Here is a 23,037-nt window from a genome sequence, read left to right on the forward strand (position 1 = left end):
AGTGGCGCGGGATCATCAGCGAGGAATTTCGACATTGATGCGGCGCGGACCCGGCGGTGGCTGGGGGAAGCCGCGCAGTGCGGCGTCCAGCATGCCGGACAGCACGGCCAGGGTATCGCTCCACACGCCGTCGTTCAGGGCTCGGGTTTCAAAGACGACCTGGTTGGAACTGAGGTCGCGAATCAAAATGGAGAGTTCGCGTTTGAAGTAAGGCTCCGAAAAGCGCATGGGAAATGACAGGCCCAACGAAGCCCCCCGGCTTCCACCTCCCAGAAAAACACCGGGGGTGGGAAATCCGAAGCCGTCATAGCCGACGCCGTCATAGGGCACACGCTCAACGACCTGTGTGTTGATCATGACTTGTACGCTGTAGCGTGCGACAGAGGGATTGAGGTCCATGCCGACCTTGGCCAGCGCGGTGCGCGCCAGCCCTTCCACGTAGTCCTGTTGCGCTCCAACCACCTGTTGTGAGGGTAGGCGTTCGAATCGGTAAGCCGTGCCGGGCACGGGCGGGGCGGCGCTCCAGCGAGAGAACGCGGTGACATCGCTATCGACCACCCTCAAGCCGGAGCAGCCCGCCATGAAAAAGGCCAGGACCGCTACTGAAAATATAGCTGTGATTGCTCGTTTCATGAGACCTCCTGATACGTTTTGAAAACCTCGTTATTGCGGGGAAATTCCGATCACCGAAAGACCCGAAAGATTGGGGCGGTCCGGTTGGATAAATTCTTCGACATCAAACGCCCTGTCTCCGTCGGCATCGGCGACGCCGGTCGTCCTGATGTTCTTGAAGTCGTGGCGTTTGCTGTCCATCAAATGCGAAGGCACGATGTTTTGCAGCGCAGCGAACATATTCTCCAGGCGGCCGGGGTGCTTTTTCTCCCATTCGCGCAGCAGGTTGCCGACCTGCTTGCGCTGCAGGTTTTCCTGGCTGCCGCAGAGCGAGCACGGAATGATGGGGAAATCTTTTACCTGCGCCCAGCGTGTCAAGTCGTTCTCGGTCACATAGGCCATGGGACGAATCACAACATTTTTACCGTCGTCGCTCACCAGCTTGGGCGGCATGCCCTTGAGCTTGGCCGCAAAAAACAGGTTCAAAAAGAACGTCTGCAGCATGTCGTCACGGTGATGACCCAGTGCGATCTTGGTCGCGCCGAGTTCGCCTGCTACCCGGTACAAAATCCCGCGCCGCAACCGTGAACACAGCGAGCACAGCGTTTTCCCTTCGGGAATGACGCGCTTGACGATGCTGTAAGTGTCCTGGTTTTCGATATGAAAAGGCACCCCGAGCTTGGCCAGGTAATCCGGTAACACATGCGCTGGAAAGCCTGGCTGCTTCTGGTCCAGGTTGACGGCGACGAGCTCGAAATTGATGGGCGCGCGCTGTTGCAGTTTCAACAAAATATCGAGCATGGCGTAACTGTCTTTGCCGCCCGATACACACACCATGACCTTGTCGCCTTCTTCAATCATGTTGAAGTCCACGATCGCGCGGCCCACCTCTCGACAAAGCCGCTTTTCGAGCTTGTGATCTTCGCGTTCAATTTTCAGGGCGTTCTGCACGCGCGCCGAACTTTCAAGCCGGTCTTCTATCCACAAAGCGTTCATAGCGTTTACCACTGTCCCGTCTCGACGCGAATCGCCACTTCGCAGTCGTCAAAAATTTCGAGTTTTGCAATCTTCACACGCACACCGAGCACACCGGGCAGCTGCATCAGCCGATGCGCCAGCTTGCCGATGAGGCTTTCCAGCAGGTTGACGTGCTCCGCCGTGCATTCGGTGATGATGATTTGGCGCACCTTGCGATAGTCCAGCACGCGGCAGATATCGTCATCTTGGGGCAGCAGGTGCTGCGTGCCCAGGTTCAATTCGGCGTCCACCTGAATCGGCTGAGGCGCGTTTTTTTCGTGTTCCAGGATTCCCAGATTCGCGTCGAAGCGCAGACCTGTCAGGTTCAGAATTTGAGTACCTCGGGTGTTGAACATGATGTCAGTGTGTAGTGTTTTCAGGTGTCGGGTCTGTCAGCGGTTGCCGATGTTTCACATCAGCGAAAAATCGCGCTCGAACTTCATCAGGTGCTGGCCCCCGTCCACCAGCAAGGTGGTGCCGGTTATGGACGCGTTCTCCAGCGCAAACTTGACGGCTGCGGCAACGTCGGCGGGCGTAGAAGAGCGGCCCAGTGGCGAAAGCTTGTGCCGCGCCTCGAATTCGCTGCCGCTTAACAAGTGGCTGGTCAAGGTCAGCCCGGGTGCGACGCCCACCACACGCACCTGTGGTGCCAGCGCCAGTGCCAGCATGGTGCCGGCCGCCTCTAACGCGGCTTTGGACAGCGTGTAGCTGAAAAAGTCGGGGTTCTGGTTCCACAGCTTTTGGTCGAGTAAATTGACCACCGCGCCGCTGGCGTTCCGGGCGGCAACGTGGCCATGCAGCGCCTGGGCCAGCACGATGGCCGCGCCGGTGTTGCTGTGCAGATGCTTGTCCAGGCTCGCAAAGCTAAAGCTTGCGGCCGAGTCGTGTTCAAAGGTCGAGGCGCTATTCACCACGGCATCGACCCGGCCAAAATGGGCCACCACGCGCGGCAACAGTTCGCGCACCGCCGCTTCATCTGCTAAATCAGCATCGAAAGCCGCCGACGCCCCCGAAAGGTGGGCGCAGTCCGCGACTGTTTTATCCGCATCCGGTTTTGAACTGCGGTAGTGCACCGCGATCTGCCAACCGCCCGCCGCCAGCGCCAATGCAATTTCCCGGCCAAGCCGCTTGGCTGCGCCGGTTACGAGAACGACAGGTTGAGTTTGGGATGAGTTCATCAGGGCTGAGGCGATGGTGAGGCGATAAGGAACAAGGGTAGATCGCCGACAATCAGCGGCAGTGATAAATATGACCCAAACCTCTATTTTAACGAACGACCTGCAGGTGCACATCGCCAAGGCCATTGGCGCTGCGGGCGGCTGGCTTGGATTTGACGACTTCATGGCCTTGGCGCTTTACACCCCGGGCTTGGGTTACTACGCCAACGACTCGCTTAAATTTGGCCTGATGCCCGCTGGCGCGCACGGACTGAAGGGCGCCGGCAGCGATTTTGTGACAGCGCCCGAATTGTCCCCGCGTTTTGGCCAAACCTTGGCCCGTCAGGTGGCCCAAGCCCTGCAGGCCAGCGCCACCGCCGAAGTATGGGAATTCGGGGCGGGTTCTGGCGCGCTGGCGCTGCAGATTCTTGACACGCTTGGGCCGGAGATCGAGCGCTACACGATCGTGGACTTGTCAGGCAGTTTGCGTGCGCGTCAGCGCGAACGGCTGGCCGTACATGGCGCCAAGGTGCGCTGGGCGACCGAGTTGCCGGCAGAAATGCGCGGCGTGGTGCTGGGCAATGAGGTGCTGGATGCCATGCCGGTTAAATTGCTGATGCGACTGAACGGCGTCTGGCACGAGCGCGGCGTAGTGGCCGCCAGTCTCGAAGCGCCGCAAGGCCGTTTTATTTACGCCGACCAATTGACTGCGTTGCGGCCACCGCTTGAGGTGCCGGGCCAGCAGGACTATCTGACCGAAATTCACCCTCAGGCGGAAGGTTTTATCCGCACGCTGGCGGACCGGCTGAAAGTCGGCGCGGTGTTTCTGCTGGACTACGGTTTTCCCGAACACGAGTACTACCATCCCCAGCGCAGCATGGGGACGGTGATGTGTCACCGCAACCACTTGGTAGATGCCGACGCGCTGGCGGATGTGGGCCTTAAAGATATCACGGCACATGTCAATTTCACCGGCATCGCCTTAGCCGGGCAGGAAGCCGGTTTAGCAGTCGCGGGCTACACCAGTCAAGGCCGTTTTCTGCTCAACTGCGGATTGCTGGACGGCATGGAAAATTCAAGCCTTAGCGAGCGCGCCATGGTACAAAAGCTGGTCAATGAGCACGAAATGGGGGAGTTGTTCAAGGTCATCGCCTTTGCAACCGGCAAGCTAAAGAATCCCGACGGCACGGCCTGGGAACCGCTGGGGTTTAATGCAGGTGACCGGACCCACACGTTGTAGAGCCAGGCGCCATGATTCGCTGGTTCATCGTTATTTTTCTCGCACTGGTTTTTATCAGCTGGTTCAGCCCCTTGCTGCAGAAACTCGGCTTCGGCAAACTGCCGGGCGACCTGCGCTTTCGACTGTTTGGCCGCCAGTGGTTTATTCCGCTGACCAGCACGATTTTGCTGAGCTTCGTGGCCAGCTTGATCGCCCGATACATTTGATTAGCTTGAAAAGGTGATCGCATGAAAGCTTGTGTCGATTTGGGCGGTACCAAAGTCGCTGTCAGTCTGGCGGGAACTGGGGCCGGGGCGAACGCAGCATCGGCCGCGCACGCCGTTCCGTGGCTGGCACGGCGCTCCGAGCCCACTGCCAAGACCGGCAATCCGGATGCCGTGGCGCTGCAGATACTGCGCCTGCTTGCGGCCACTTGCCAGGACGCCGGTGTCAGCGAGCAGGCCATCGAGGCGGTGGGTGTGTCCTCCTGTGGCCCCTTTGTGATCAAGGCGGGCATGATCGAGCTGGCAGCTCCCAACATCTGCGGTGGCCTGGCCGGACCCGCGCGCGGCCTGCCCAACGAATGGACCAGCGCGCTGCTGGAAGCGCCCCTCCGCCAGAAATTTGCCAATCTGAGAATTGAAAACGACGGCATCGGCGCGCTGCAAGCCGAACGTCGCTGGGGCGCCCTACAAGGCATCGATAACTGCGCCTATGTAACCTGGAGCACGGGCATTGGTTGCGGGCTATGTGTCGACGGCCACGTGTTGCGGGGTAAACATGGCAACGCCGGCCATGCGGGCCACATGTTTGTGATTGACAACAACGATGCGTTGTGCGGCTGCGGCAACATTGGGGACGTGGAAGCGCTGGTCGCTGGCAATGCGGTAGCGCGCCGTTTTGTTGCGGCAGGCTACACCGACGCCGCCAGTGTTTTTTCGGCTGCGCAGGGGGGCAAACAAACCGCAGTCGCCATCGTGGACGAGCTATGCCGGGTGATGGGACGCGCGCTGTACAACCTGGTTGTTACGCTGGACTTGGAGCGCATCAGCCTGGGCGGCAGCGTGTTCTGGCATCACCGCGACTATCTGCTGCCGCGCTTGCAGTCGTTCATCGGCAGCAAGTTGCCGGCGCTGACGGGCGGTTTTGAGCTGGTGCCTGCTGGGCTGGGAGAGCAGGTCGGCGACTTCGGCGCTTTGGCGCTGGTGAGCTGATGCGGCTGGCATCAGGGTAAACATCGGCGCTTCCGGCCACTGCTCTAACCGCTCCGAAACGGCGTTATGGCAAATCCTTGTTGACTTCAGGCACAGACGTATCGCGTGGACCGATCAGGCCCAGACGCGCCTTCAGAGACTGCGGCTGTCCTGTCAGTATCGCGGCATAGTTGGTGGTGTTTGACAACACTTTTTTCACGTAATCGCGGGTCTCGCTGAAGGGTACGTTCTCGGCCCAAATCGCCGCATCCAGCAGGTTTCCGTTGCGCCAGGTGCGGGGTCGGCCAGGGCCGGCGTTGTACGCGGCTGCGGCCATGGCCATGGAGCCGCCCAAGTCATCCAGCGCAAGCTTCAAGTAGGCTGTGCCAATCTTGATGTTGGTGTCGCGATCACTCAGCTGGTCCGCGCTAAATCCTTGAAGGCCGAGTTTGCGGGCGGTCCAGCGGGCCGTTGCGGGCATGACCTGCATCAGCCCGGAAGCGCCCACACCGGAGCGTGCGTCCATGACGAAACGACTTTCCTGGCGGATCAGTCCATACACGTAAGCGGGGTCCAGGTTGACACTTTGACTGCGTTTGATCACCGTCGCACGAAAAGGCATGGGGAAACGTTGGTCGAAGTCCACTTCGCGTCGGGTGCGCTCGCTGGTGTTGATGCAGCGATCCCAGATTTGGCGGTCGCAGGCAAACTGCGCGGCGGCGAGCAGTTCGCGTTCGGTCATGCCGCCGTGCTGGTGCATGTTCGTGGTGTAGTTCCACTCACGTACGCCTTCTGAACGCAGACCGATTCCGATGGCATAGGCGCCGCGGTTCAATCCCGGGTTGAGACGGGCGCCTTCTTTTTCTTCAGCCGTGAGGGGTCCTGGTTTGGCCGGCACCGTAATTTTTTGGCCCAGGTCTTCCAGTGCGAGCTGCTCGTAAAACCCGCGTACCGAGGCCATCGACTGCAGTATCGCAAGCGCTTCTGCACGTTGCGGTGCGATGCTGAGCGGCTGGACAAGCCCCGCGCTCTGAGCCGTCGCGATCGGGGCGGCGGTCTTGATGGCAGCATCCGGCGGCGACGTAGCCAGCAACGCGCGCGCTTTCCAGTAGCTCCAGGCGGGTTCCTTGCGCGACTCCCCGCTCATCGCATCGACGGCCGCCAGCACCTGCTGCCAGTTGGGTTGGGCTCCTGCGCGCAGGGCCGCCCGGGCTTTCCAGGCCAGCATGTCGTCGGTCAGGTCGGAGTCGTCACTGACTTTGGCAAAGTACTGCAGCGCGTCGCTTGCCGGTACGGTGCCCAGCCGGGTGGCCGACTGTTTGCCGATAACGCCCCAGACCCAGTTGCGTTCTTCGGGGGTGAGCTGTACCGCCCATTTGGTTTCCATCTGGAAAGCCGCACCTCCCGGGTCGCTCGTGGCCAACTTGATCAGCGCGAGGGTGATGATTTCCTTGCGCACGGCGCGCACGGCAAGGTATTTTTCCATCAGAAATTTGATCGGGCTGTTGTTCAGATCGGTCACCAGCCCCAGGGCTTCCGGGGCAATGATCTGCACCGCATCGCGGGCGGCGCGCGGACGATTGGCCTCCGTAGCGAGACGCGCTTTTTGCCAGACATCCTGTGGCGTGAGGTTTTTGGCGCCGACCAACCGACTGGCCGCTGCCGTACACCCGTCGTCCGCTTCGCGCTGTGACTGCCAGTTCTTCCGTACTTCATCGGCCAGGCGTGGGTCCATCGCCGGATTTTTCAGATGTTCTACCAGCAGGGCGTAACAGCGCACTTCGCGGTCGTCGTTCATGCGGTAATTGGGATATTCAGCGGCAAAAGCGGCCCAGTCGCGTCGTTGACCGAGTAACAGCAGCCAATCGTTGCGCAAGCGGTCTTCCTGGTAAGTTCCGGGATAGCGACCGAAAAAGTCCTGTACCTCTTGGGGACTGGCTTCGTCCAGGCGGGCTTTGAGTTCCCAATAGGCGGCCCAGGGTTCCAGTGCATTGCCTTTGGCCTGCGGCAGCAGCTGCGTTAACCTGTTTTTGTCGCCGCGCCGGAAGGCTTTGTTCATCTCCAAAATCACGCCGTCGCTGGCGCTACCGATGCCTGCTTCGGGACTCTGGGCGGCCGCGGGCGCCATCAACGTAGCGGAGAGCGCAGCGGAGACAACCGCGCTCAAAAGAAATTTGTATAGCATTGGGACATTATGGACAAATTAAGTATCCGCAAAGCGCTGATTGAGGCCAGGCTCAATATGCCTGACCGCCTGGCAAGAGCTGACTTGCTGCAGCGCGTCCTGCGCATCTGGCTAATCGGTCGTACCGACGTGGTGATAGGCGCTTACTGGCCGATCAAGGGTGAGTTTGACCCGTTACCCGCGCTGTACCGTTGGCAGGAGGATGCTACGTTGAGCCGGGAGTCACAAGAAAATCAGATATTGGAGCCCGAGCAGCGTGCGCAACTAGCTACTGAAAGTATAGCAAGCAGGTCGCCGCGCAAGATTGGGTTGCCGGTCGTCAACAAACTGCACAAGACCCTGACCTTTCATGCCTGGTACCCGGGCTGTCCGATGGAAGAAGACGCCTACGGCATTTCGAAACCCAAAGATACCGAAGAGATTGTGCCTACGCTGCTGTTTGTGCCCTGCGTGGGATACGGCACGGGCGGTTACCGCCTTGGCTATGGCGGCGGTTTTTACGATCGCACGCTGGCGACCCTTCAGCCCAAGCCCTTTACGGTGGGCCTGGGCTACAGCCACGGTTGGCTGCCGGATATGGAGCCGGAGCCGCACGATATTCCGCTGAATGCGTTGCTCAACGACAAGGGCGTCGTTTGGCCGGTGTGACAGTGTCATGGCGCGGGCTTCACGCGCGTGAAGCCTGTGGCGGGTCGGGCGATCTAAAATAAAAACTTTAGCTGTCTGCCCGCGGGCGGGTTGACCCAAAAGAGAGCCGTACCATGCCCGAATCGACTGTCAATACACCCTCTCCGGTGCCTTCAGCGAGGCGCAAACCAGCGCCTCGCAGCAAAGCGCTTCAGCCCAAAGCCCCTGCTGGCGTCCGCGCCGTAGCGAGCGGCGACCGGGCACCGTCGACCAGCCCGCGTGCGCTGGAGCAGTTTGTGACAACCGAGGCCACGCAGGCGGCGCAGGCAGAGCAATTGTCTGCCGCACTCTCGCTGCTGGGTGATAAAGAGGTGACTAGTGAACCTATTGCCCGTGCGCAGGCGTTACGGGCTTTGCTGGAGGGCGCTTCGTCGGACGATCGTCGCGTGCTGCGCGCCGCGTTAACAGGCAGACAGGTTGACGAGGACATCACAGGGCAGAGTCCCGATGAGGAGCTGGCCCTTGACTGGCGCGATGGCGGCTATCCCTACCGCAACCTGATGCGGCGAAGCACCTACGAAAAAGACAAGTTTCAACTCCAGGTGGAACTGCTCAAGCTGCAGGCCTGGGTCAAGGAAACCGGCCAGCGCGTGGTGATTTTGTTCGAGGGACGCGATGCAGCCGGCAAGGGCGGCACCATCAAGCGCTTCATGGAACATCTGAATCCCCGCGGCGCCCGCGTGGTGGCGCTTGAAAAACCCTCTGAAACCGAGCGCGGGCAATGGTACTTTCAGCGCTACGTTCAACACTTGCCCACGCGCGGCGAAATCGTTTTGTTTGACCGCTCCTGGTACAACCGGTCCGGCGTTGAGCGCGTCATGGGCTTTTGTAGTGATGAGGAATATGCCGAGTTCATGCGTCAGGCGCCTGAGTTTGAACGGCATCTGGTTCGAAGCGGCGTCTACGTGATCAAGTTCTGGTTCAGCGTGAGTCGAAAAGAACAGCGCCGCCGCTTCAAGGAGCGCGAGGGGCATCCGCTCAAACAATGGAAACTCAGTTCCATCGATCTGGCGTCGCTGGACAAATGGGATGACTACACGCGCTCCAAGGAAGCTATGTTCTTTGAAACGGATACTGCCGATTCTCCCTGGAGCGTGATCAAGAGCGACTGCAAAAAGCGCGCACGCCTGAACGCGATGCGTTACGTGCTGCACAAATTACCCTATGGCAACAAAGATCTGCTGCATATCGGCAAGCTGGACCCGCTGATCGTGGGGCGGGCGAACGTGGTGTACGAACGCGGCGAAAAGCCGGGCGCCATTCTTTGAGCCGGAGCGGGCGAGTTCGGGTGGGTGGCCAGGGATAAGGCACGCAACGCCGGATTAAAAGCCGCTTATGCTTTCGGGTCTGCTTCCTCGCCGATTGCCTTGCGGGTTTGCGCCGCCTGATCTTTCAGCCAGTCGCAAAATGCCAGCACTTCAGGCCTGGCCGCGTTGCGCGGTCCGATGATGAGCCAACAGGCCATGGGCGAATCCAGACGCCTATCTGGAAAGGGTTCAATCAGATCGCCTGAGGCCAAACTGTCGGCAATCAACGGTGTGCGTACCAATGCCACGCCTTGTCCGGTCAGGGCTGCTTGGGCGATCTGGTGGGCATAGTTGAAATACAGCCAGCGCTTGGGCTCGAAATGGGTGATGTGATTCTCTTCAAACCAGCGCTGCCAGGTTAGCCACTCAATGTGCTGGCCATGGTTCGCGTCCCTGGACTCCACCAGCGCGAATTGGGCCAAATCTTGTACTTTTTGCAGGCCTGGTCCGCTTTTCAGGAGCCAAGGACTCACCACCGGCGTGAGTTGCTCCCCAAAGAGGCGCTGCGCATGGGACGGCACGTTACCGGGCACGCTGTAGCGCAGAGCCAGGTCCACATCGGTGGTTTCCAGGTCCACCGAGATGTCGGTGGCGTCAATGCGGATGTCGATATCGGGGTGCGCGCGTTGAAAGTCCTCTAGCCGCGGGATCAACCACATCGAGGCAAATGAGGCGTAGGTGCTAATGGCCACGCTTTTGCGACCCGCACTTTGACGAATAAGCCGTACGGCCGCGTCGACGCGATCCAGCGCGGGTATGACCGCGCGCAGCAGCTGGGCGCCCGCGCCAGTGAGTTCCACCGCGCGGGTGTGGCGGAGAAACAGACTGACTCCGACCTCCTGTTCCAGCCCCTGGATCTGACGGCTCACTGCCGACTGCGTCAGGGCCAGTTCCTCCGAAGCCGCCCGAAAATTGAGATGACGCGCCACCGCCTCGAAGGCGCGCAGTTGACCCACCGAGATCGGCCGGGAACGTTGATGGCTTTGTGAATGCTGCATGACAAACGGTAAATTTATTAATGCGTTTATGGAATGAATAGCGTAGCGCTATTTCATTGGACATGGCGATTTTTCAGCAGGATCATTGATGCTTCGGCAAGGAGTACATTTTTTTTGGAGTACCTCATGGAGCACATGATGACGCGTCAGCCAGGCCCCCGACTTGGCGCATTGCGCAGCGGTTGGACGCTGGGCCCGGGTCTGGCCTCGACCATGAAAACCCATCGCGCCGGGGTGCTCCGCGTCTCGCAAGGACGACTATGGCTGACTTTTACCCATGCGCGGCATGACCTCGGCGTGCGGGCTGGCGACTATTTTCTCAACTGCGGCGAGAGCTTGGCGCTGGGGGCCGGGGAAGTCGTTGTGATGGAGTCTTATGGCTTGCGCCATGCGCCCGCTGTTGCTTTAGCCTGGGCGCCTGTACCGAATCCGCTGTTTGCCCTACCCAGAAACCTTCCAGGGGCAAAGTCATTAAAGCATTTGCTTCGCAGTCCGACCTGACGGACCAAACTATAACTTTTGACCAACTCCGGCGTGATCATCGGTGATAAATTTATTCTGGTGAGCGATGCCACCGCGACGCCGGCCATGGCGCGCACACGCAAAAGCATGGATCCGATTTTCGGCCAGGTATTTATTTACGAACACTGCCTGCCGTTTGATGTGAGTCGCGCCTTTGACGAAGCCAGCGGCATCAAAAACTCTTGTATCTGGATGGCCGAGCGTGAGAAGGCCATGTGGGGGGCGCTTCAGAGCCGAAACGTCGCTAGCTTGTCGGCGTCAAAAATCCATTGTCAGCGATGAAATTAAAGACTGGAAAGTGACAATGGCGGTCTGACCTTGCAGCTTGTTAAGCCGCTCCAAAACATCCTCATCGTCCAACGTGGTGTATCCCATGCTGAAGCGCTGGAATCGCCGTTCGGCAAGCGGCCCATGGTGAACGACGTTGACATTGATGTGACGCGAATCTTGGCGAATTCGGTCCAACAAGGCCAAAACTTCTTTTTGGGCACCCTCGATTTGTTGGCAAAATCGCGAACCGTCAAAAATCAGCAGGCCGGTAATCTTGAGCGCACTGTTCGCTGGGCGTGATTGCCTCGCAATATCCCCCACCACGCGAATATCAGCGTCGGGCGCAAGGGTGCTGACGTAAAGCACTTCATATAAATGAGGAGGTTTTTGCATAACTGTATGTAAATGTACCAATCCGCGGCTAAGTTCGCAACGTAAACGCGTTGGTGTTGCCTCGGTAAGTGTTGTATTTTGAGACTCAACAGAGGCATCCTCTGCGTCTGCTTGCGCTGTCGAACCAGTGACAGCTTGTTTCGCGCTGGGCTGGGTGATCTCTGTAGCGGATCTTTGCGCCGTGGTCGACGCCCCCTGTCAGAAGTTTGGCCACTGTTGAAACCTTAGCGGGCGAGGGCGAACAGGGGTAGGCCGTGACTGACAACACACGACCAAGGAGGACGACAAACCGGGCTACTTGCGTCGCTTAGTCTCCTGGTTCGATCAAAATTTTCAACTAAAATTTTGTGTAACGGCAAGACCCGCACTCAGGAGACCCGCATGAAGCACGATAAACCAACGTCGCAATCCTCTCAATCGAGTACCCGGCAGCAAAGTGGCAGCCCGCGCGAACCTCAGCCCAACCAGTCGCCGCCCGCTGCGACTCAAATGGGCGAGGGCAGCTATGAAGGCACGCGTGATTACGATGAAGGCTTGAAGTCGTATCTTGAAACAGCCGATGTGAAGGCGGATGCAGAGGCCGCCAAACCAGCCTCGCCGCAGGAAGCGGTCGAGTTAAAGAAGGCAGAGCAAGAAGGTCTTTCGCATTCAAAAGCGCCAGGACAATAAAGGCACAAGCGCCGCCTAGGCGATCGCGAGTGGTCTGCCGTCTCGGTCGGCGGACTGATAATCCGTGTGCGGAAACAGAGTTGAGCTACGACTGCTCGACGCTTTATAACCAAAATGCACAGGATATTTCATGGCAATCCCTATCGATGTCGTCATCATGGCTGCGGGCAAAGGCACGCGGATGAAAAGCACCTTGCCGAAAGTGTTGCACCGTTTGGGAGGGCGTGCTTTGTTGGTTCATGTGATCGATTGCGCAGCCCGGTTGTCGGCTCGCCAGGCGGTGGTGGTCACAGGACACGGTGCCATGGAAGTTGAAGCGGCTTGTGCCAGCTTGGCCGAGTCGACAGCCATTTTTGAAAAAAACATAAGCCTCAAATTTGTTCGCCAGGAGCCGCAGCTTGGAACCGGTCATGCCGTGCAGCAGGCGCTGCCTTTATTGGCTGACGATGGCGTGACATTGGTGCTGTCGGGTGACGTGCCGCTGACGCAGGCCGCAACCCTGGTGACGCTTCTGGAGCGATGCGATGGCAAGCGATTGGCGCTACTCACGCTCAGTATGGCCGACCCCACGGGCTACGGGCGGATTGTGCGAGCGGGGGACGGGACCGCTAGTCAGGTGCGCGCCATCGTTGAGCACAAGGACGCTAACGATGCCGAGCGCGCCATCCGCGAAATCTACAGCGGCATCATGGCGGTGCCGACGCGGCTGCTGCGTGGTTGGCTGGCCCGACTTGACAATAGAAATGCACAAAATGAGTATTACCTGACCGATATCGTGAAATATGCCGTGGCCGACGGCGTCCCCGTGGTGGCGTACCAGATCAGCGATGCCGCTCAAGTGGCGGGCGTGAACAGCCCCCTTCAACTGGCCGAACTGGAACGCGTCTATCAGAGCCGCCGCGCCTCGGCCCTTATGGAGCAGGGCGTACGGCTGGCTGACCCCGCGCGATTCGACGTGCGCGGCACGCTGGCCTGCGGCCAGGATGTCGAGATTGACGTGAACTGCGTGTTTGAAGGTCATGTCACTTTGGGTAATCAGGTGCGCGTGGGTGCGAACTGCGTGATCGCCAATGCCACTATTGCTGCTGGCGCGGTGATCCATCCTTTTACGCACATTGACGGCGAGAAGCTGGGCGTGCAGGTGGGCGAGGGCGCGCGGATTGGCCCGTTTGCGCGCCTGCGACCGGGTGCAAATCTGGGCCCGGAAGTCCATATCGGCAACTTTGTCGAGGTGAAAAATTCCACCTTGGCTAGAGGCGCTAAAGCGAACCACCTGGCCTACTTGGGCGACGCCACGGTGGGTGAACGCGTGAACTATGGCGCTGGCAGCATCACCGCCAATTACGACGGCGCTAATAAGCACCGCACGGTGATTGAAGATGATGTGCACATTGGCAGCAACTGCGTGTTGGTCGCGCCCATCACCATCGGCCAGGGCGGCACCGTTGGCGGAGGCTCGACGCTGACCAAAGACACGCCCGCTGGCGCGCTCAGCGTAGCGCGCGGCAAGCAAATCAGCTTGGCGAACTGGAAGCGGCCGGTCAAAAAGGTCAAAGGCTAAGCCCAGCTTTTGGCTGCCCGCTACATCGGCCGGAAGAGCGTTGAGAAAATCTCCTGACTTGCTATCTATTTAATAGCTTTTTGTGATTACCTCTATTGGGCTAAAAGCACTTTTGGCTCGAACTTGGCGCGCTTGGTGCTGAAGAAAGCTTTCACGTTCCGTACGTTGGCATCACTGGTAAAAAGCCGCTGAGCCAGCGCCAGATACTGAGGCATGTTGCCCACATGCACCAACAAGATAAAGTCCGGTCCCGGCGACACGCGGTAGCACTGCTGAACCGAGTCGTCCAGTACCACCCTGGCCTCAAAGGCTTCCAGGTAGTCGGAACCCTGCCGGTCAAGGGTAATTTCAACCACTGCGGTCAGGCCGTAGCCCAGCGTTGCCGCTAGCTTGTCGGGACTGAGCAGGGCAATTTCGCGTTCAATCAACCCGGCCTCCCACAATCGCTTGACTCGTCGCAAACAGGTGGGCGGTGAGACATAAACCTGTTCTGCCAAGGCTTGGTTGCTGAGCGAAGCGTCATGTTGTAGAGCCTCCAGGAGCTTGATGTCCGTGGTATCCAAGTCAATCTTGGGCTCGATAATTTGTTTCATAAAATATATGATAGTGAAATAAAATTTAATTTATAAAGTTATGTGAAATTTAATTCCATATATTGCGAAAAATTAACTACATAAAAAATATTTAATACGTAGTATTGGCATCTTGTCTTTTTTGGAGCGCTTATGTGTGGCATCGTTGCAGCGGTTTCTACGAGAAATATTGTTCCCATTCTGGTGCAGGGTTTGCAGCGGCTGGAGTACCGAGGGTATGACTCTTGCGGCGTGGCGGTGTATGACGGTGGCCTGAAGCGGGCACGCAGCACCGCTCGCGTTTCGGAACTTCAGCGTGAGGTTGAGGCCGAGAAACTGGAAAGCGGAACAGGCATTGCCCATACCCGCTGGGCTACTCACGGCGCACCCGCCATCCACAATGCCCATCCCCATTTCAGCCACGGTCCCGGGCCCGATAGTGCGGCCCGCCCCGGCAGAATCGCCTTGGTGCACAACGGAATCATTGAAAACCACGACGAGTTGCGCGCTGCCTTGCAGGCCAAGGGCTATGTGTTTGAAAGTCAGACCGACACCGAAGTCATCGTGCACCTCGTCGATAGCCTCTATAACGGCGATTTGTTCGAAGCACTCAAGGCAACGATTACCCAACTGCATGGCGCCTATGCCATTGCCGCCTTCTGCAAGGACGAGCCACATCGCGTGGTCGGTGCCCGTGCCGGCTCGCCGCTGATTTTGGGTGTCGGCACAGAGCACTCCGAAAACTTTTTGGCCAGCGACGCCATGGCGCTGGCGGGCGTCACCGATCAGATCGTGTACCTCGAAGAAGGTGACCTGGTCGACATCCAGCTGGGCAAGTATTGGGTCTTCGACCGACATCACAAGCGAGTGGAGCGCGAAGTAAAAACCGTTCACGCCCACAGCGGCGCGGCAGAGCTCGGCCCTTACCGCCACTACATGCAAAAGGAAATTTTCGAGCAGCCGCGCGCCATTGCCGACACGCTCGAAGGTATGGTCGGCATCGTGCCCGAGTTGTTCGGCGACGGCGCTTATCGTGTGTTCAAGGACATCGATTCCGTGCTTATCCTGGCCTGCGGCACCAGCTACTACAGCGGGTGCACGGCCAAGTACTGGCTGGAATCCATCGCGGGCATACCTACCCAGGTGGAAGTGGCCAGCGAATACCGCTACCGCACGTCAGTACCCAACCCCAAAACGCTGGTGGTCACCATCACGCAAAGCGGTGAAACCGCCGATACGCTGGCAGCGCTTCGCCATGCACAAGCGCTGGGCATGACACAAACGCTCACCATCTGCAACGTCGCCACTTCGGCCATGGTGCGCGAGTGCAAGCTTGCTTACATCACACGCGCCGGTGTCGAAATCGGTGTTGCATCGACCAAAGCTTTTACGGCTCAACTGGCCGGTCTTTTCCTGCTGACGCTGACGCTGGCGCAAAGCAAAGGGCGGCTGAGCGAGCAGCAGGAAGCCGAGCACCTGAAGGCCATGCGCCACTTGCCCGCCGCTCTGCAAGCCGTGTTGGCGCTGGAACCCCAGGTCATCAGTTGGTCCGAAGACTTTGCGAAAAAGGAAAACGCGCTGTTTCTCGGGCGCGGTTTGCATTACCCGATCGCGCTCGAAGGTGCGCTGAAGCTGAAAGAAATCAGCTACATACACGCCGAGGCCTACCCCGCTGGCGAACTCAAACACGGTCCGCTGGCGCTGGTCACCAGTGCCATGCCCGTGGTCACGGTAGCCCCCAACGATAGTCTGCTGGAAAAGCTCAAGAGCAATATGCAGGAAGTCCGCGCGCGCGGCGGCGTGCTCTACGTGCTGGCCGACGCCGACAGCCGCATCGACAGCAGCGAAGGCGTTCACGTCATCCGGATGCCAGAGCACTACGGTGCGCTGAGCCCATTGCTGCATGTAGTACCGCTGCAACTACTGGCTTATCACACAGCGTGCGCGCGCGGCACCGATGTGGACAAGCCGCGCAATTTGGCGAAGAGCGTTACGGTGGAGTAATCCGGAAACGGTTTGGCCAGTTTTGGTTTTATTATTAAAGTCTGTAAACTAATATTAAAGTCTGTCAAAGTTCCGAGCAATGAACGTCGCAATCGTATAAATAAAGACCGTATTCCCGGAATGACTGACCGCTATTCCGGCCTTTACCAACCATGTTGGTGCTAGTGACCTCTGAATCCACCAACAGCCGCTATGTAGCGGGAGCGGTTATGCACCGAAACCTGGTTAATGGCCGGTTTGGGCTAGGTGTTGACGTAAGGCGTTTCTGGCGGGATGTCTGCTTCCGAGACAAAGCAGTCTTAGACCGTTCTTGATTCGCGTCCGGAAAGCAGTCATCCAGAATAGCCATGGCGAAGGCGATGGACAGTATTAATAGCTACCAAGTCTAGCCAGACGCAACCCTTAGAAGGTCAGAGAGCTGCCCCGCCTACAGCTTCCCGGACTGAAGGCGCAGCTGTTTCTGTGGATTAGTGTCCATGTCGGCGTTCTCCTTGAACACCAGCCAGGCAATGACGGCGGTCAGAACCGCCTCCAGGTTCAGCAGCAACGAAGCACTTGAGCCACTGGTGGTGGTCAAGCCGAACATCAGCAAAACAGGCCCCACCACGCCGCCGAAGAAAATCACCCCCATCAGCCAAGGCCATCCCGCGCGCTGCAAGCCGGACGCCTGCCCGCCGCGATGCCGCACCAATCGGATCAGGGTGAGACCAATGCCACTGCCAAGGTAGAGCAACCCGGCCAGCAAGATGGGCGGCATATCGCCCACCAGCAACTTGGCAAACGGGGTGCTGGCACCAAACAAAGCGGCGGCGAACAGCGCAAAAAGAACGTTCCGGTTCATGCGTTTAGTGTCAGGGATTGGGTTGATCGGTCATTGAGGTGTCAAGGCCCTGCAGGTTGCTTCGACCAGCGGCTGGATCGCCGATTCGGGAAACGGGGAAACGCTGCTGACGTTAATCTCGCACAATACGTATTGCTCGGCTGTATCTGCCAACCCTTGCCCGAGCAAGAAGTCGGCATCCCAGAGCAACGGCAAGGCGTCACGACGAATTTCCAGGCGTTCGCACAGCATTTCTATCCATTCGCCTTCCAAGTGTTGCCGCAGGTCCTGGAAGCGCGGATCGCCGGGACCGCTGTACAGCCTGGGGCCAGGCAGCGGTACTTCACTTCCGGCCACGCCCGGATTCAGCGCGATGACCGCCTGATGTCCGAAACCTGCGACGTGGTCACCCACGAGGTAGGCCCGCGTCATGCCCTCCACCATACGCGGTTGCCAGGCCTGATCGATCAGGTGACCGCCACCGTCAAAGTACGGAGCAAGCCGCTGTCCAACGCCAGCAAAATCCACCAGTTCCTCCAGGCAACCGCGCTGCGCGTGCCGCATGGCGTAGCGGTCCACCGCGCGTTGCTCTATGCGCCAGATGCCGATGCCGCTGTGTCCGCGCGCCTGCTTCAGCACCCGTACTCCCATCGCCAGCCGCGCTGGCAACTCTGTGTTGAGCTGCGCCAGACTGTCGATCCGGTACACATCACTGCCGAACGGCAAGTCGCGCACTGCCAACAGCACATCCTTGGTGCCCAGCTTAAGAATAATGTCTGGATGCGTGCTGACAAAGACTCCACTGGAGGAAGCTTCGCGTAGCGTCGCGTCAAGTTTGTGGCGGTCACGTCCACCCTCAATGGGGTTGTGCCAGACCAGCACCCCGCGCACTCCCATCAGTTGCTGCAAGACTTCATCGCAAAAATCATCGCTGTAAATCGCAGGCTCGATCACAATGCCAACCTTCTCGAATGCTTCAAATAACGCGGCGAAACGACTCTGCGTTGGATCAGACCGCTCCCGAGCAGGGCGATCCCCTGGATAGAGAATGGCAAGCCGAGGACGAATGTCTTTTTTCATACTAAGCACCTCAATAGTTGACATCGGTTCCCTATGCGATAGGAACTACAGGCTGCCCATGATCCTGCCAGGCCGAGATACCGCCATGCAGATGAACCGCCTCAACCCCCATGGCTAAAAGCGTGGCCGTCAGTCCCTGGCTGATTTCATGGCCGTGTGCACAGTACACCACCACAGGCGTTTGATTAGGTATGCCGTCTTTCCAATCCAGCCACAGCGCCGGGTTTTTCCACTGTGCGCCTTCGATTTGAACGCCGGATGCAGTGACGGCTTGTTCTCTGCGCACATCGAGCAGCAGAAATGGGTGCTGCTTTTGCTGCCACTGTGCCAGTTCGGCTACGGACATTGACTTCATGGTTTTCTCCTGGGTCTAGGAATGCGTGAGGGGGTAAAGAACCAAACCGATCAGCGCGGCACCCACCACGATGACGGGTTCCTGCAGCTTCTTGTATTTCCACAGGATGGCGATGGTGACCAACGCCATCAGTGCGGTCGGAATGTCCACGATGGAGCGTTTGGCAATCACGATAACCGACCCGGTGATTGCGCCCACGGCTGCGGCCGTCACCCCATCCACAAAGGCTACGATGGCAGGCAGCTTGCCGTATTTTTTGAAATAGGGCGCCGGAATGATGGTGAAAAGATAGCACGGTAAAAAGGTGCCCAAGGCCGCCACACAGGCACCCGGGAAACCGGCCACCAGGTAGCCAATGAAGCCTACCGTGATGACCACAGGCCCTGGCGTAATCATGGCTACCGCGACGGCATCGACAAACTGCTTTTCGTTGAGCCAATGGTGCTCCGTCACCACACCGCCATACAGGAAAGGCACGATGGCAAGGCCGGAGCCGAACACAAATGCACCCGCCTTGGCAAAGAACACGCCGATCTGGGTCAGCAAAGACCAGTCCAGGGTGGTCAGAAAGCCGGTGGTGTGGGCCAGCTCTACTGGTGCAACCGCCGCCATTCCGCCCCCGCCCCAGCGTTTGGGAGGTGCCCGCCACAGCCAGGTCACGATGCCAGCGGCCAGGAACAACCAGGCGACCTCGGATTCGGTAATGACAGTGACCGAAGCCAATACAAGAAAGATGGCCCACAGCAGCTTGTCCTTTCCCACGCTCTTGAGCGTCAGCTTGTGCGCGCTGATGGCAATGATGCCAATCACTGCTGCGCCCACCCCGTAGAACACGGCCTGCATCCAGGTTAGACCGCCAAACTCGGTATAGGCCCAGCCCAAAGCCACCACCATGAAGAATGAGGGAATCACAAAGGCCAGCCCGGCCAGCGTGGCACCCAGGAGGCGGTAGTGCACATAGCCCAGATAGATGGCGGTCTGCGCTGCCATGGGGCCGGGTGCCAATTGCGCCAATGCCAAGCCTTCCTTGTAGTCGGACTCGGTGATCCAGCTGCGCTGTTCCACCAGGTCTCGGTGCATGTAGCCGACCAATGCCACCGGGCCACCAAAGCCCAGCGTGCCCAAGCGCAGGAAGTACAGCACCAGTTGCCACAGGGTGTACTGGATACAGTCAGCGGGCGGTGTAGCGGCTGTGTCAGTTGTTTGCATTTGGGGGAGCCTCCTTGGAGAATGTTTTGAGTAGTCCGTCGAACACCGAGCAGGCGGCCTGCAGCAATTGGTCGTCATCGGTGATCGCATCACGCAGTCCGGCCAGCACGCTTTCAACGCCAGAGGCTTCGGGCGGCTGAAGTCCCCCTACATCCAGGAAGTGCACGAGGTGGCCCATGCGCTGCAGAGGCGCAGATTCCAGTGCGAAGCTGACCAGCATGACTTCAAAGCTGACTTTGGCCCCCACATGGCTGAAAGTCGCACCATCGAAGTCAAAGCCAATTGCTTTTTTAGGGAAGTCCTGCGGTGATGCCAACCACAGCAGCTTGGCATCGGGGTCGATATAGCGGCGGATCAGCCAGGCGCAGGCTAGCCGATCCACCCAGGGGCGCTTGCGTGTGGCCCAGGTCTTGCCGAGGTAGACAGTGCGATCCCGTAGCGTGATGGCCCCCACCGCTGGATGGGGCTCATCCGGAGACAGGATGCGTGCCAGGGCCAGGTCTAACTCTTGCAATGTGGCGAAGGATTGCTTCTGGGCTTCGGAGTCGAAGAAGTCGATCTCCACCAAGCCTGCAAACACCTTGCGCAGCTTGCGTGCCTGTTTCAACACATCGTTAGCAGTGTCGAAATCCAAGGCGGCGTGCGCCTTGCTGACCTCCAGCACCAGTGCTGAAAACTCTGAACTGCGGTCAAACAGGCGCACAAAATCTGCGCCTGCAGGCTCTTCCGCGCGCATGACGTAGGCCATGCCGCCAGCAGCGACCACTTCAGCGGCCACGCCGTCCAGTAGCTCGCGGCAAGCCTCGCGTTCTGGCATCAAATAGACCCCGTCACGCAGTACTGCAGCACCGGAGGCCTTGAGTGCACGCCAGGCACGCATACGGGCATTGGCGTTTTCAGTGGGCAGACTGATGACCAGTGAGAACCAGTAATTCATGCAACAGATACTACATTTATGTAGAAATCATTGCAAATATTATTTCCATTGGTGTCCGTTGGCTTCATGCCAAAAGGACCTCACCCACTTCCTGATTGGATGTATGCGTTGATGGTGGACTTATCCAAGAGCTGTCATCCACCGTAATCCGTAGTTGGCCCGAAACCGGGCATTCACCAGATTTCGGTGAATGCCCGCTTCCGCCAGAAGCGGACATCCACAAGTGACTGGTATCTGGCTGCCAATTTAGTATCAGCGAAGACTGTTTTTATGACGCCGCATCCGACAGGCTGCAGGGTGTATTCGAGCCCTACCGGCAGGCTCAATAGATCTGGCGCGTTGGGCGGAACAGGATCTCGTTCACGTCCATATCGTCGGGCTGGCTGATCGCGAAGACGACCGCCCGCGCGAACGAGTCTGAAGAGATAGCGTTTGCCTCGTAAAAGTCGTGTAGCCCCTTTGCGATATCTGGCTCGGTTGCAGTTCCTGGCAGTTCGGTGGCCACTGGATTTAAGGACTGTATCGGCCGGCAGCCGTTACGTGCATTTGCACCCGCCCGCTGCGCTTGAACGTGCCAGGACGCCTAAATATCAAATCGATGAGGCAAGCGCTGCGCGCACAGCCTCGATCCTCTTTCTGTTCACTCCCAGATCGCTTTCTCCAATGCGGGATGCCGAACGCACTTGTATCACCTGGGCAACAGGGTCATACCAGAACTCGACGTCATCGACAAACTTCATCAGTGGCGTGGTGTACTGTGCATAGAGGTAGTCGGCCTCACTTTTGACGATCTTCGCCCCTGCCATGACCTTAACTATGGATTTGATCCTGGCGATGGTCGCTGGACCGTCACCCCGAAGAGGTAACGGCGCGATTTGTGCAGCCAGATGTCGGGGGTGATCAGGGTATAGCGCCGCCTGGCTTGACACGCTGTTGTCGGTCCCAGATGGGAGCTTGAGCTTTCCGCTGCGCACGCCAAGGTCGGTCGGTGTCAGGCTCTGGAAAAAATCCATTTGGCCAGCACCGATTGCACCAGCGACCACCACGGCCAATGGAATCAAAAACCATTTGAGAATAAACATCGGATGTCCACCAGACTGAATTGACCTGCCCCCATAAATGGTACCGGACATTTTCCACGAAGTTCATCAACCAGATGGTCACGAGCACTGTTTAGCAGCGACGGTCAACGTCCGCTTTATCTCGAAGACCGCAATTGGGCCACAAGCGGTCTTTGGCGAGTGACCGTTATAGGGCGACCAATACGGCAGCCTAATACCGGTTCTAAAAGTGATAAATTTCCGTTTTCGGATAGATCATCTAGACCTGCTGAGCCCGCTGGTGTTCGAGCAGCTTCGCACTGAAAGCTGAAATGTGTCTACGAAAGCGGGTCAAGTCCAATCATTGGTATGCTGGGGAAGGTGAACGAGGACTGTGCTGTTTGAGGGAAAGATAGGAGCCTAAACGTGGATCTCTACTACTACATGACGAGCGCGAAGTGGGCCGAAGTCATACTTAAGGAACGGCGGCTGAAGCTCTCACGGTTTCACGAATCAAATGATCCCTTTGAGCTAAACCTGATAGATAGTAGAGACCCAGTGCGACGCGAGGTAGTACGTATGGTTGAGCGGTACCACAACCAGAACACTGGGATGATCTGTTTTGGGAAGACTTGGGGCAATCCGGTAATGTGGGCACACTACGCAGAAAAACATAGTGGAGTTTGCCTCGGCTTCGCGATAGATCCCTTGGTGCTGTCGAAAGTGAATTACACCGACACGAAAATTGATGTTGAACTTGGCGTTCACCTTCCGAAGGGTGGACTATCCGCTGAATTGCTCAACAAAGTTCTACTGACAAAGGCAACCTCTTGGGAGTATGAGCAGGAGTGGCGTGTTCTCTCCCAACTAAAAACGCCGGATCCTAATAACGGACTGTATTACACGGACTGGGGTCAGCAGGTTGAAGTACGCTCGGTGATTCTCGGTCACCGGTGTACTTGGTCCACTGACAAGGTCGTGCAGTTGATTGAAGGACAAGTGACCGCCCCAGTTCGCATATGGAAAGTTCGTCCCGCCTTCGGACGCTTTTCGATGGTGGAACAGCATGAGTTGCCCTCTGTGACCGTGAAGTCGCCACAGTTGAAGAAGACTCGCCGATGAGCGGCTTTTGCTGCAAAACGGCAGGGCGTTTCAATGACCGCACTTCGGCGACGAATTTGAGGGTGCGAACGTCGCCAATGTCGTCGAAAGCTGCCAGCGATAGGCTCC

At 58.2% G+C, this 23,037-nt stretch carries 23 protein-coding genes and 3 pseudogenes; 11 read left to right on the forward strand and 15 right to left on the reverse strand.

Features of this window, described 5'->3' with window-relative positions; genetic code table 11:
* Positions 1-15: 15 nt before the first annotated feature.
* The 4 genes from HHJ16_RS15415 to HHJ16_RS15430 are packed head-to-tail and all read right to left on the reverse strand — an operon-like array spanning position 16 to position 2,807.
* The gene (locus HHJ16_RS15415; RefSeq protein WP_296902014.1) at positions 16-633 is read right to left on the reverse strand and encodes a DUF4136 domain-containing protein; all 618 of its coding nucleotides are present in this window, start codon (positions 631-633) and stop codon (positions 16-18) included.
* 30 nt (positions 634-663) lie between these two features.
* Complete coding sequence (gene ttcA, locus HHJ16_RS15420) at positions 664-1,608, reverse strand: tRNA 2-thiocytidine(32) synthetase TtcA (RefSeq protein WP_296902016.1); 945 nt, start codon at positions 1,606-1,608, stop codon at positions 664-666.
* Between the two features lie 5 nt (positions 1,609-1,613).
* The gene (locus HHJ16_RS15425; RefSeq protein WP_296902018.1) at positions 1,614-1,985 is read right to left on the reverse strand and encodes a dihydroneopterin aldolase; all 372 of its coding nucleotides are present in this window, start codon (positions 1,983-1,985) and stop codon (positions 1,614-1,616) included.
* A gap of 54 nt (positions 1,986-2,039) precedes the next feature.
* Positions 2,040-2,807, reverse strand: coding sequence for an SDR family oxidoreductase (locus HHJ16_RS15430; RefSeq protein WP_296902019.1), 768 nt, complete (start codon positions 2,805-2,807; stop codon positions 2,040-2,042).
* Positions 2,808-2,877: 70 nt separating this feature from the next.
* On the opposite strand from HHJ16_RS15430, the gene HHJ16_RS15435 reads away from it, so the two are divergent.
* The 3 genes from HHJ16_RS15435 to HHJ16_RS15445 are packed head-to-tail and all read left to right on the forward strand — an operon-like array spanning position 2,878 to position 5,219.
* Positions 2,878-4,026 (forward strand): SAM-dependent methyltransferase, encoded by a 1,149-nt coding sequence (locus HHJ16_RS15435; RefSeq protein WP_296902021.1) that lies wholly within the window; start codon positions 2,878-2,880, stop codon positions 4,024-4,026.
* An 11-nt stretch (positions 4,027-4,037) separates the two neighbouring features.
* On the forward strand, positions 4,038-4,232 hold the full coding sequence (locus HHJ16_RS15440; protein ID WP_296902023.1) for a DUF2905 domain-containing protein: 195 nt from the start codon (positions 4,038-4,040) through the stop codon (positions 4,230-4,232).
* A 21-nt stretch (positions 4,233-4,253) separates the two neighbouring features.
* A complete protein-coding gene (locus HHJ16_RS15445; RefSeq protein ID WP_296902024.1) occupies positions 4,254-5,219 on the forward strand; it encodes an ROK family protein in 966 nt (321 codons plus the stop codon).
* 64 nt (positions 5,220-5,283) lie between these two features.
* Here HHJ16_RS15445 and HHJ16_RS15450 read toward each other — a convergent pair whose 3' ends face one another.
* Entirely contained in the window at positions 5,284-7,383 is a 2,100-nt protein-coding gene (locus tag HHJ16_RS15450; RefSeq protein ID WP_296902025.1) for a lytic transglycosylase domain-containing protein, read from the reverse strand.
* Between the two features lie 9 nt (positions 7,384-7,392).
* On the opposite strand from HHJ16_RS15450, the gene HHJ16_RS15455 reads away from it, so the two are divergent.
* Both HHJ16_RS15455 and ppk2 read left to right on the forward strand, forming a co-directional pair.
* Positions 7,393-8,031: a 5-formyltetrahydrofolate cyclo-ligase gene (locus tag HHJ16_RS15455; RefSeq protein WP_296902026.1), complete on the forward strand. Its 639-nt coding sequence runs from the start codon at positions 7,393-7,395 to the stop codon at positions 8,029-8,031.
* Between the two features lie 113 nt (positions 8,032-8,144).
* Positions 8,145-9,338, forward strand: a complete 1,194-nt coding sequence (gene ppk2, locus HHJ16_RS15460) for a polyphosphate kinase 2 (protein ID WP_296902027.1) — start codon at positions 8,145-8,147, stop codon at positions 9,336-9,338.
* 65 nt (positions 9,339-9,403) lie between these two features.
* Here ppk2 and HHJ16_RS15465 read toward each other — a convergent pair whose 3' ends face one another.
* The gene (locus tag HHJ16_RS15465; protein WP_296902028.1) at positions 9,404-10,375 is read right to left on the reverse strand and encodes a LysR substrate-binding domain-containing protein; all 972 of its coding nucleotides are present in this window, start codon (positions 10,373-10,375) and stop codon (positions 9,404-9,406) included.
* 126 nt (positions 10,376-10,501) lie between these two features.
* Between HHJ16_RS15465 and HHJ16_RS15470 the strand changes: the two genes are divergently transcribed.
* Complete coding sequence (locus HHJ16_RS15470; protein WP_296902030.1) at positions 10,502-10,876, forward strand: DUF2917 domain-containing protein; 375 nt, start codon at positions 10,502-10,504, stop codon at positions 10,874-10,876.
* An 84-nt stretch (positions 10,877-10,960) separates the two neighbouring features.
* Positions 10,961-11,179: pseudogene (locus HHJ16_RS15475) on the forward strand (hypothetical protein); the annotation flags it as partial.
* Here the strand turns inward: HHJ16_RS15475 and HHJ16_RS15480 are convergent.
* Complete coding sequence (locus HHJ16_RS15480) at positions 11,156-11,560, reverse strand: BLUF domain-containing protein (protein WP_296902032.1); 405 nt, start codon at positions 11,558-11,560, stop codon at positions 11,156-11,158. The pseudogene HHJ16_RS15475 and the gene HHJ16_RS15480 sit on opposite strands and share 24 nt — an antisense overlap.
* Positions 11,561-11,941: 381 nt before the next feature.
* Between HHJ16_RS15480 and HHJ16_RS15485 the strand changes: the two genes are divergently transcribed.
* Both HHJ16_RS15485 and glmU read left to right on the forward strand, forming a co-directional pair.
* On the forward strand, positions 11,942-12,229 hold the full coding sequence (locus HHJ16_RS15485) for a hypothetical protein (protein WP_296902034.1): 288 nt from the start codon (positions 11,942-11,944) through the stop codon (positions 12,227-12,229).
* Positions 12,230-12,359: 130 nt separating this feature from the next.
* Positions 12,360-13,790 (forward strand): bifunctional UDP-N-acetylglucosamine diphosphorylase/glucosamine-1-phosphate N-acetyltransferase GlmU, encoded by a 1,431-nt coding sequence (gene glmU, locus HHJ16_RS15490; RefSeq protein WP_296902035.1) that lies wholly within the window; start codon positions 12,360-12,362, stop codon positions 13,788-13,790.
* Positions 13,791-13,882: 92 nt separating this feature from the next.
* On the opposite strand, the gene HHJ16_RS15495 is transcribed toward glmU, so the two are convergent.
* Positions 13,883-14,383 (reverse strand): Lrp/AsnC family transcriptional regulator, encoded by a 501-nt coding sequence (locus HHJ16_RS15495; protein ID WP_296902037.1) that lies wholly within the window; start codon positions 14,381-14,383, stop codon positions 13,883-13,885.
* A gap of 132 nt (positions 14,384-14,515) precedes the next feature.
* Here HHJ16_RS15495 and glmS point away from each other — a divergent pair, with 132 nt between their 5' ends.
* The gene (glmS, locus tag HHJ16_RS15500; RefSeq protein WP_296902039.1) at positions 14,516-16,366 is read left to right on the forward strand and encodes a glutamine--fructose-6-phosphate transaminase (isomerizing); all 1,851 of its coding nucleotides are present in this window, start codon (positions 14,516-14,518) and stop codon (positions 16,364-16,366) included.
* A 478-nt stretch (positions 16,367-16,844) separates the two neighbouring features.
* On the opposite strand, the pseudogene HHJ16_RS15505 reads toward glmS, so the two are convergent.
* The 7 genes and pseudogenes from HHJ16_RS15505 to HHJ16_RS15535 form a co-directional block, all read right to left on the reverse strand.
* Positions 16,845-17,207, reverse strand: a pseudogene (locus HHJ16_RS15505) (DMT family transporter); the annotation flags it as partial.
* Positions 17,208-17,237: 30 nt separating this feature from the next.
* Entirely contained in the window at positions 17,238-18,266 is a 1,029-nt protein-coding gene (locus tag HHJ16_RS15510; RefSeq protein WP_296902040.1) for a Cj0069 family protein, read from the reverse strand.
* 31 nt (positions 18,267-18,297) lie between these two features.
* Positions 18,298-18,621, reverse strand: coding sequence for a rhodanese-like domain-containing protein (locus HHJ16_RS15515; RefSeq protein WP_296902042.1), 324 nt, complete (start codon positions 18,619-18,621; stop codon positions 18,298-18,300).
* Between the two features lie 15 nt (positions 18,622-18,636).
* Positions 18,637-19,830 carry a chromate transporter gene (locus HHJ16_RS15520; RefSeq protein WP_296902044.1) on the reverse strand — a complete coding sequence of 398 codons (1,194 nt, stop codon included), beginning with the start codon at positions 19,828-19,830 and terminating at the stop codon, positions 18,637-18,639.
* Positions 19,817-20,767 carry a chromate resistance protein ChrB domain-containing protein gene (locus tag HHJ16_RS15525; protein WP_296902046.1) on the reverse strand — a complete coding sequence of 317 codons (951 nt, stop codon included), beginning with the start codon at positions 20,765-20,767 and terminating at the stop codon, positions 19,817-19,819. Before HHJ16_RS15525 ends, HHJ16_RS15520 begins: the two co-directional genes overlap by 14 nt.
* A 322-nt stretch (positions 20,768-21,089) precedes the next feature.
* Positions 21,090-21,272: pseudogene (locus HHJ16_RS15530) on the reverse strand (oxidoreductase); the annotation flags it as partial.
* A gap of 85 nt (positions 21,273-21,357) precedes the next feature.
* Entirely contained in the window at positions 21,358-21,849 is a 492-nt protein-coding gene (locus HHJ16_RS15535; protein WP_296902047.1) for a DUF1499 domain-containing protein, read from the reverse strand.
* A 384-nt stretch (positions 21,850-22,233) separates the two neighbouring features.
* Here HHJ16_RS15535 and HHJ16_RS15540 point away from each other — a divergent pair, with 384 nt between their 5' ends.
* Entirely contained in the window at positions 22,234-22,929 is a 696-nt protein-coding gene (locus HHJ16_RS15540; protein WP_296902049.1) for a DUF2971 domain-containing protein, read from the forward strand.
* Positions 22,930-23,037 lie beyond the last annotated feature (108 nt).

The sequence above is a fragment of the Polaromonas sp. genome (genome assembly GCF_012927485.1).
Classification (GTDB): domain Bacteria; phylum Pseudomonadota; class Gammaproteobacteria; order Burkholderiales; family Burkholderiaceae_C; genus Polaromonas.

Bases quoted from the DNA above. Each gene is read 5' to 3' on its own strand.
- HHJ16_RS15455 (WP_296902026.1), top strand. From the start codon at position 7,393: ATGGACAAATTAAGTATCCGCAAAGCGCTGATTGAGGCCAGGCTCAAT.
- HHJ16_RS15430 (WP_296902019.1), bottom strand. From the start codon at position 2,807: ATGAACTCATCCCAAACTCAACCTGTCGTTCTCGTAACCGGCGCAGCC.
- HHJ16_RS15520 (WP_296902044.1), bottom strand. From the start codon at position 19,830: ATGCAAACAACTGACACAGCCGCTACACCGCCCGCTGACTGTATCCAG.
- HHJ16_RS15425 (WP_296902018.1), bottom strand. From the start codon at position 1,985: ATGTTCAACACCCGAGGTACTCAAATTCTGAACCTGACAGGTCTGCGC.
- HHJ16_RS15440 (WP_296902023.1), top strand. From the start codon at position 4,038: ATGATTCGCTGGTTCATCGTTATTTTTCTCGCACTGGTTTTTATCAGC.
- HHJ16_RS15535 (WP_296902047.1), bottom strand. From the start codon at position 21,849: ATGTTTATTCTCAAATGGTTTTTGATTCCATTGGCCGTGGTGGTCGCT.
- HHJ16_RS15525 (WP_296902046.1), bottom strand. From the start codon at position 20,767: ATGAATTACTGGTTCTCACTGGTCATCAGTCTGCCCACTGAAAACGCC.
- HHJ16_RS15435 (WP_296902021.1), top strand. From the start codon at position 2,878: ATGACCCAAACCTCTATTTTAACGAACGACCTGCAGGTGCACATCGCC.
- HHJ16_RS15480 (WP_296902032.1), bottom strand. From the start codon at position 11,560: ATGCAAAAACCTCCTCATTTATATGAAGTGCTTTACGTCAGCACCCTT.
- HHJ16_RS15485 (WP_296902034.1), top strand. From the start codon at position 11,942: ATGAAGCACGATAAACCAACGTCGCAATCCTCTCAATCGAGTACCCGG.
- HHJ16_RS15445 (WP_296902024.1), top strand. From the start codon at position 4,254: ATGAAAGCTTGTGTCGATTTGGGCGGTACCAAAGTCGCTGTCAGTCTG.
- ttcA (WP_296902016.1), bottom strand. From the start codon at position 1,608: ATGAACGCTTTGTGGATAGAAGACCGGCTTGAAAGTTCGGCGCGCGTG.
- glmU (WP_296902035.1), top strand. From the start codon at position 12,360: ATGGCAATCCCTATCGATGTCGTCATCATGGCTGCGGGCAAAGGCACG.
- HHJ16_RS15470 (WP_296902030.1), top strand. From the start codon at position 10,502: ATGGAGCACATGATGACGCGTCAGCCAGGCCCCCGACTTGGCGCATTG.
- HHJ16_RS15415 (WP_296902014.1), bottom strand. From the start codon at position 633: ATGAAACGAGCAATCACAGCTATATTTTCAGTAGCGGTCCTGGCCTTT.
- HHJ16_RS15495 (WP_296902037.1), bottom strand. From the start codon at position 14,383: ATGAAACAAATTATCGAGCCCAAGATTGACTTGGATACCACGGACATC.
- ppk2 (WP_296902027.1), top strand. From the start codon at position 8,145: ATGCCCGAATCGACTGTCAATACACCCTCTCCGGTGCCTTCAGCGAGG.
- HHJ16_RS15510 (WP_296902040.1), bottom strand. From the start codon at position 18,266: ATGAAAAAAGACATTCGTCCTCGGCTTGCCATTCTCTATCCAGGGGAT.
- HHJ16_RS15450 (WP_296902025.1), bottom strand. From the start codon at position 7,383: ATGCTATACAAATTTCTTTTGAGCGCGGTTGTCTCCGCTGCGCTCTCC.
- HHJ16_RS15465 (WP_296902028.1), bottom strand. From the start codon at position 10,375: ATGCAGCATTCACAAAGCCATCAACGTTCCCGGCCGATCTCGGTGGGT.
- HHJ16_RS15515 (WP_296902042.1), bottom strand. From the start codon at position 18,621: ATGAAGTCAATGTCCGTAGCCGAACTGGCACAGTGGCAGCAAAAGCAG.
- glmS (WP_296902039.1), top strand. From the start codon at position 14,516: ATGTGTGGCATCGTTGCAGCGGTTTCTACGAGAAATATTGTTCCCATT.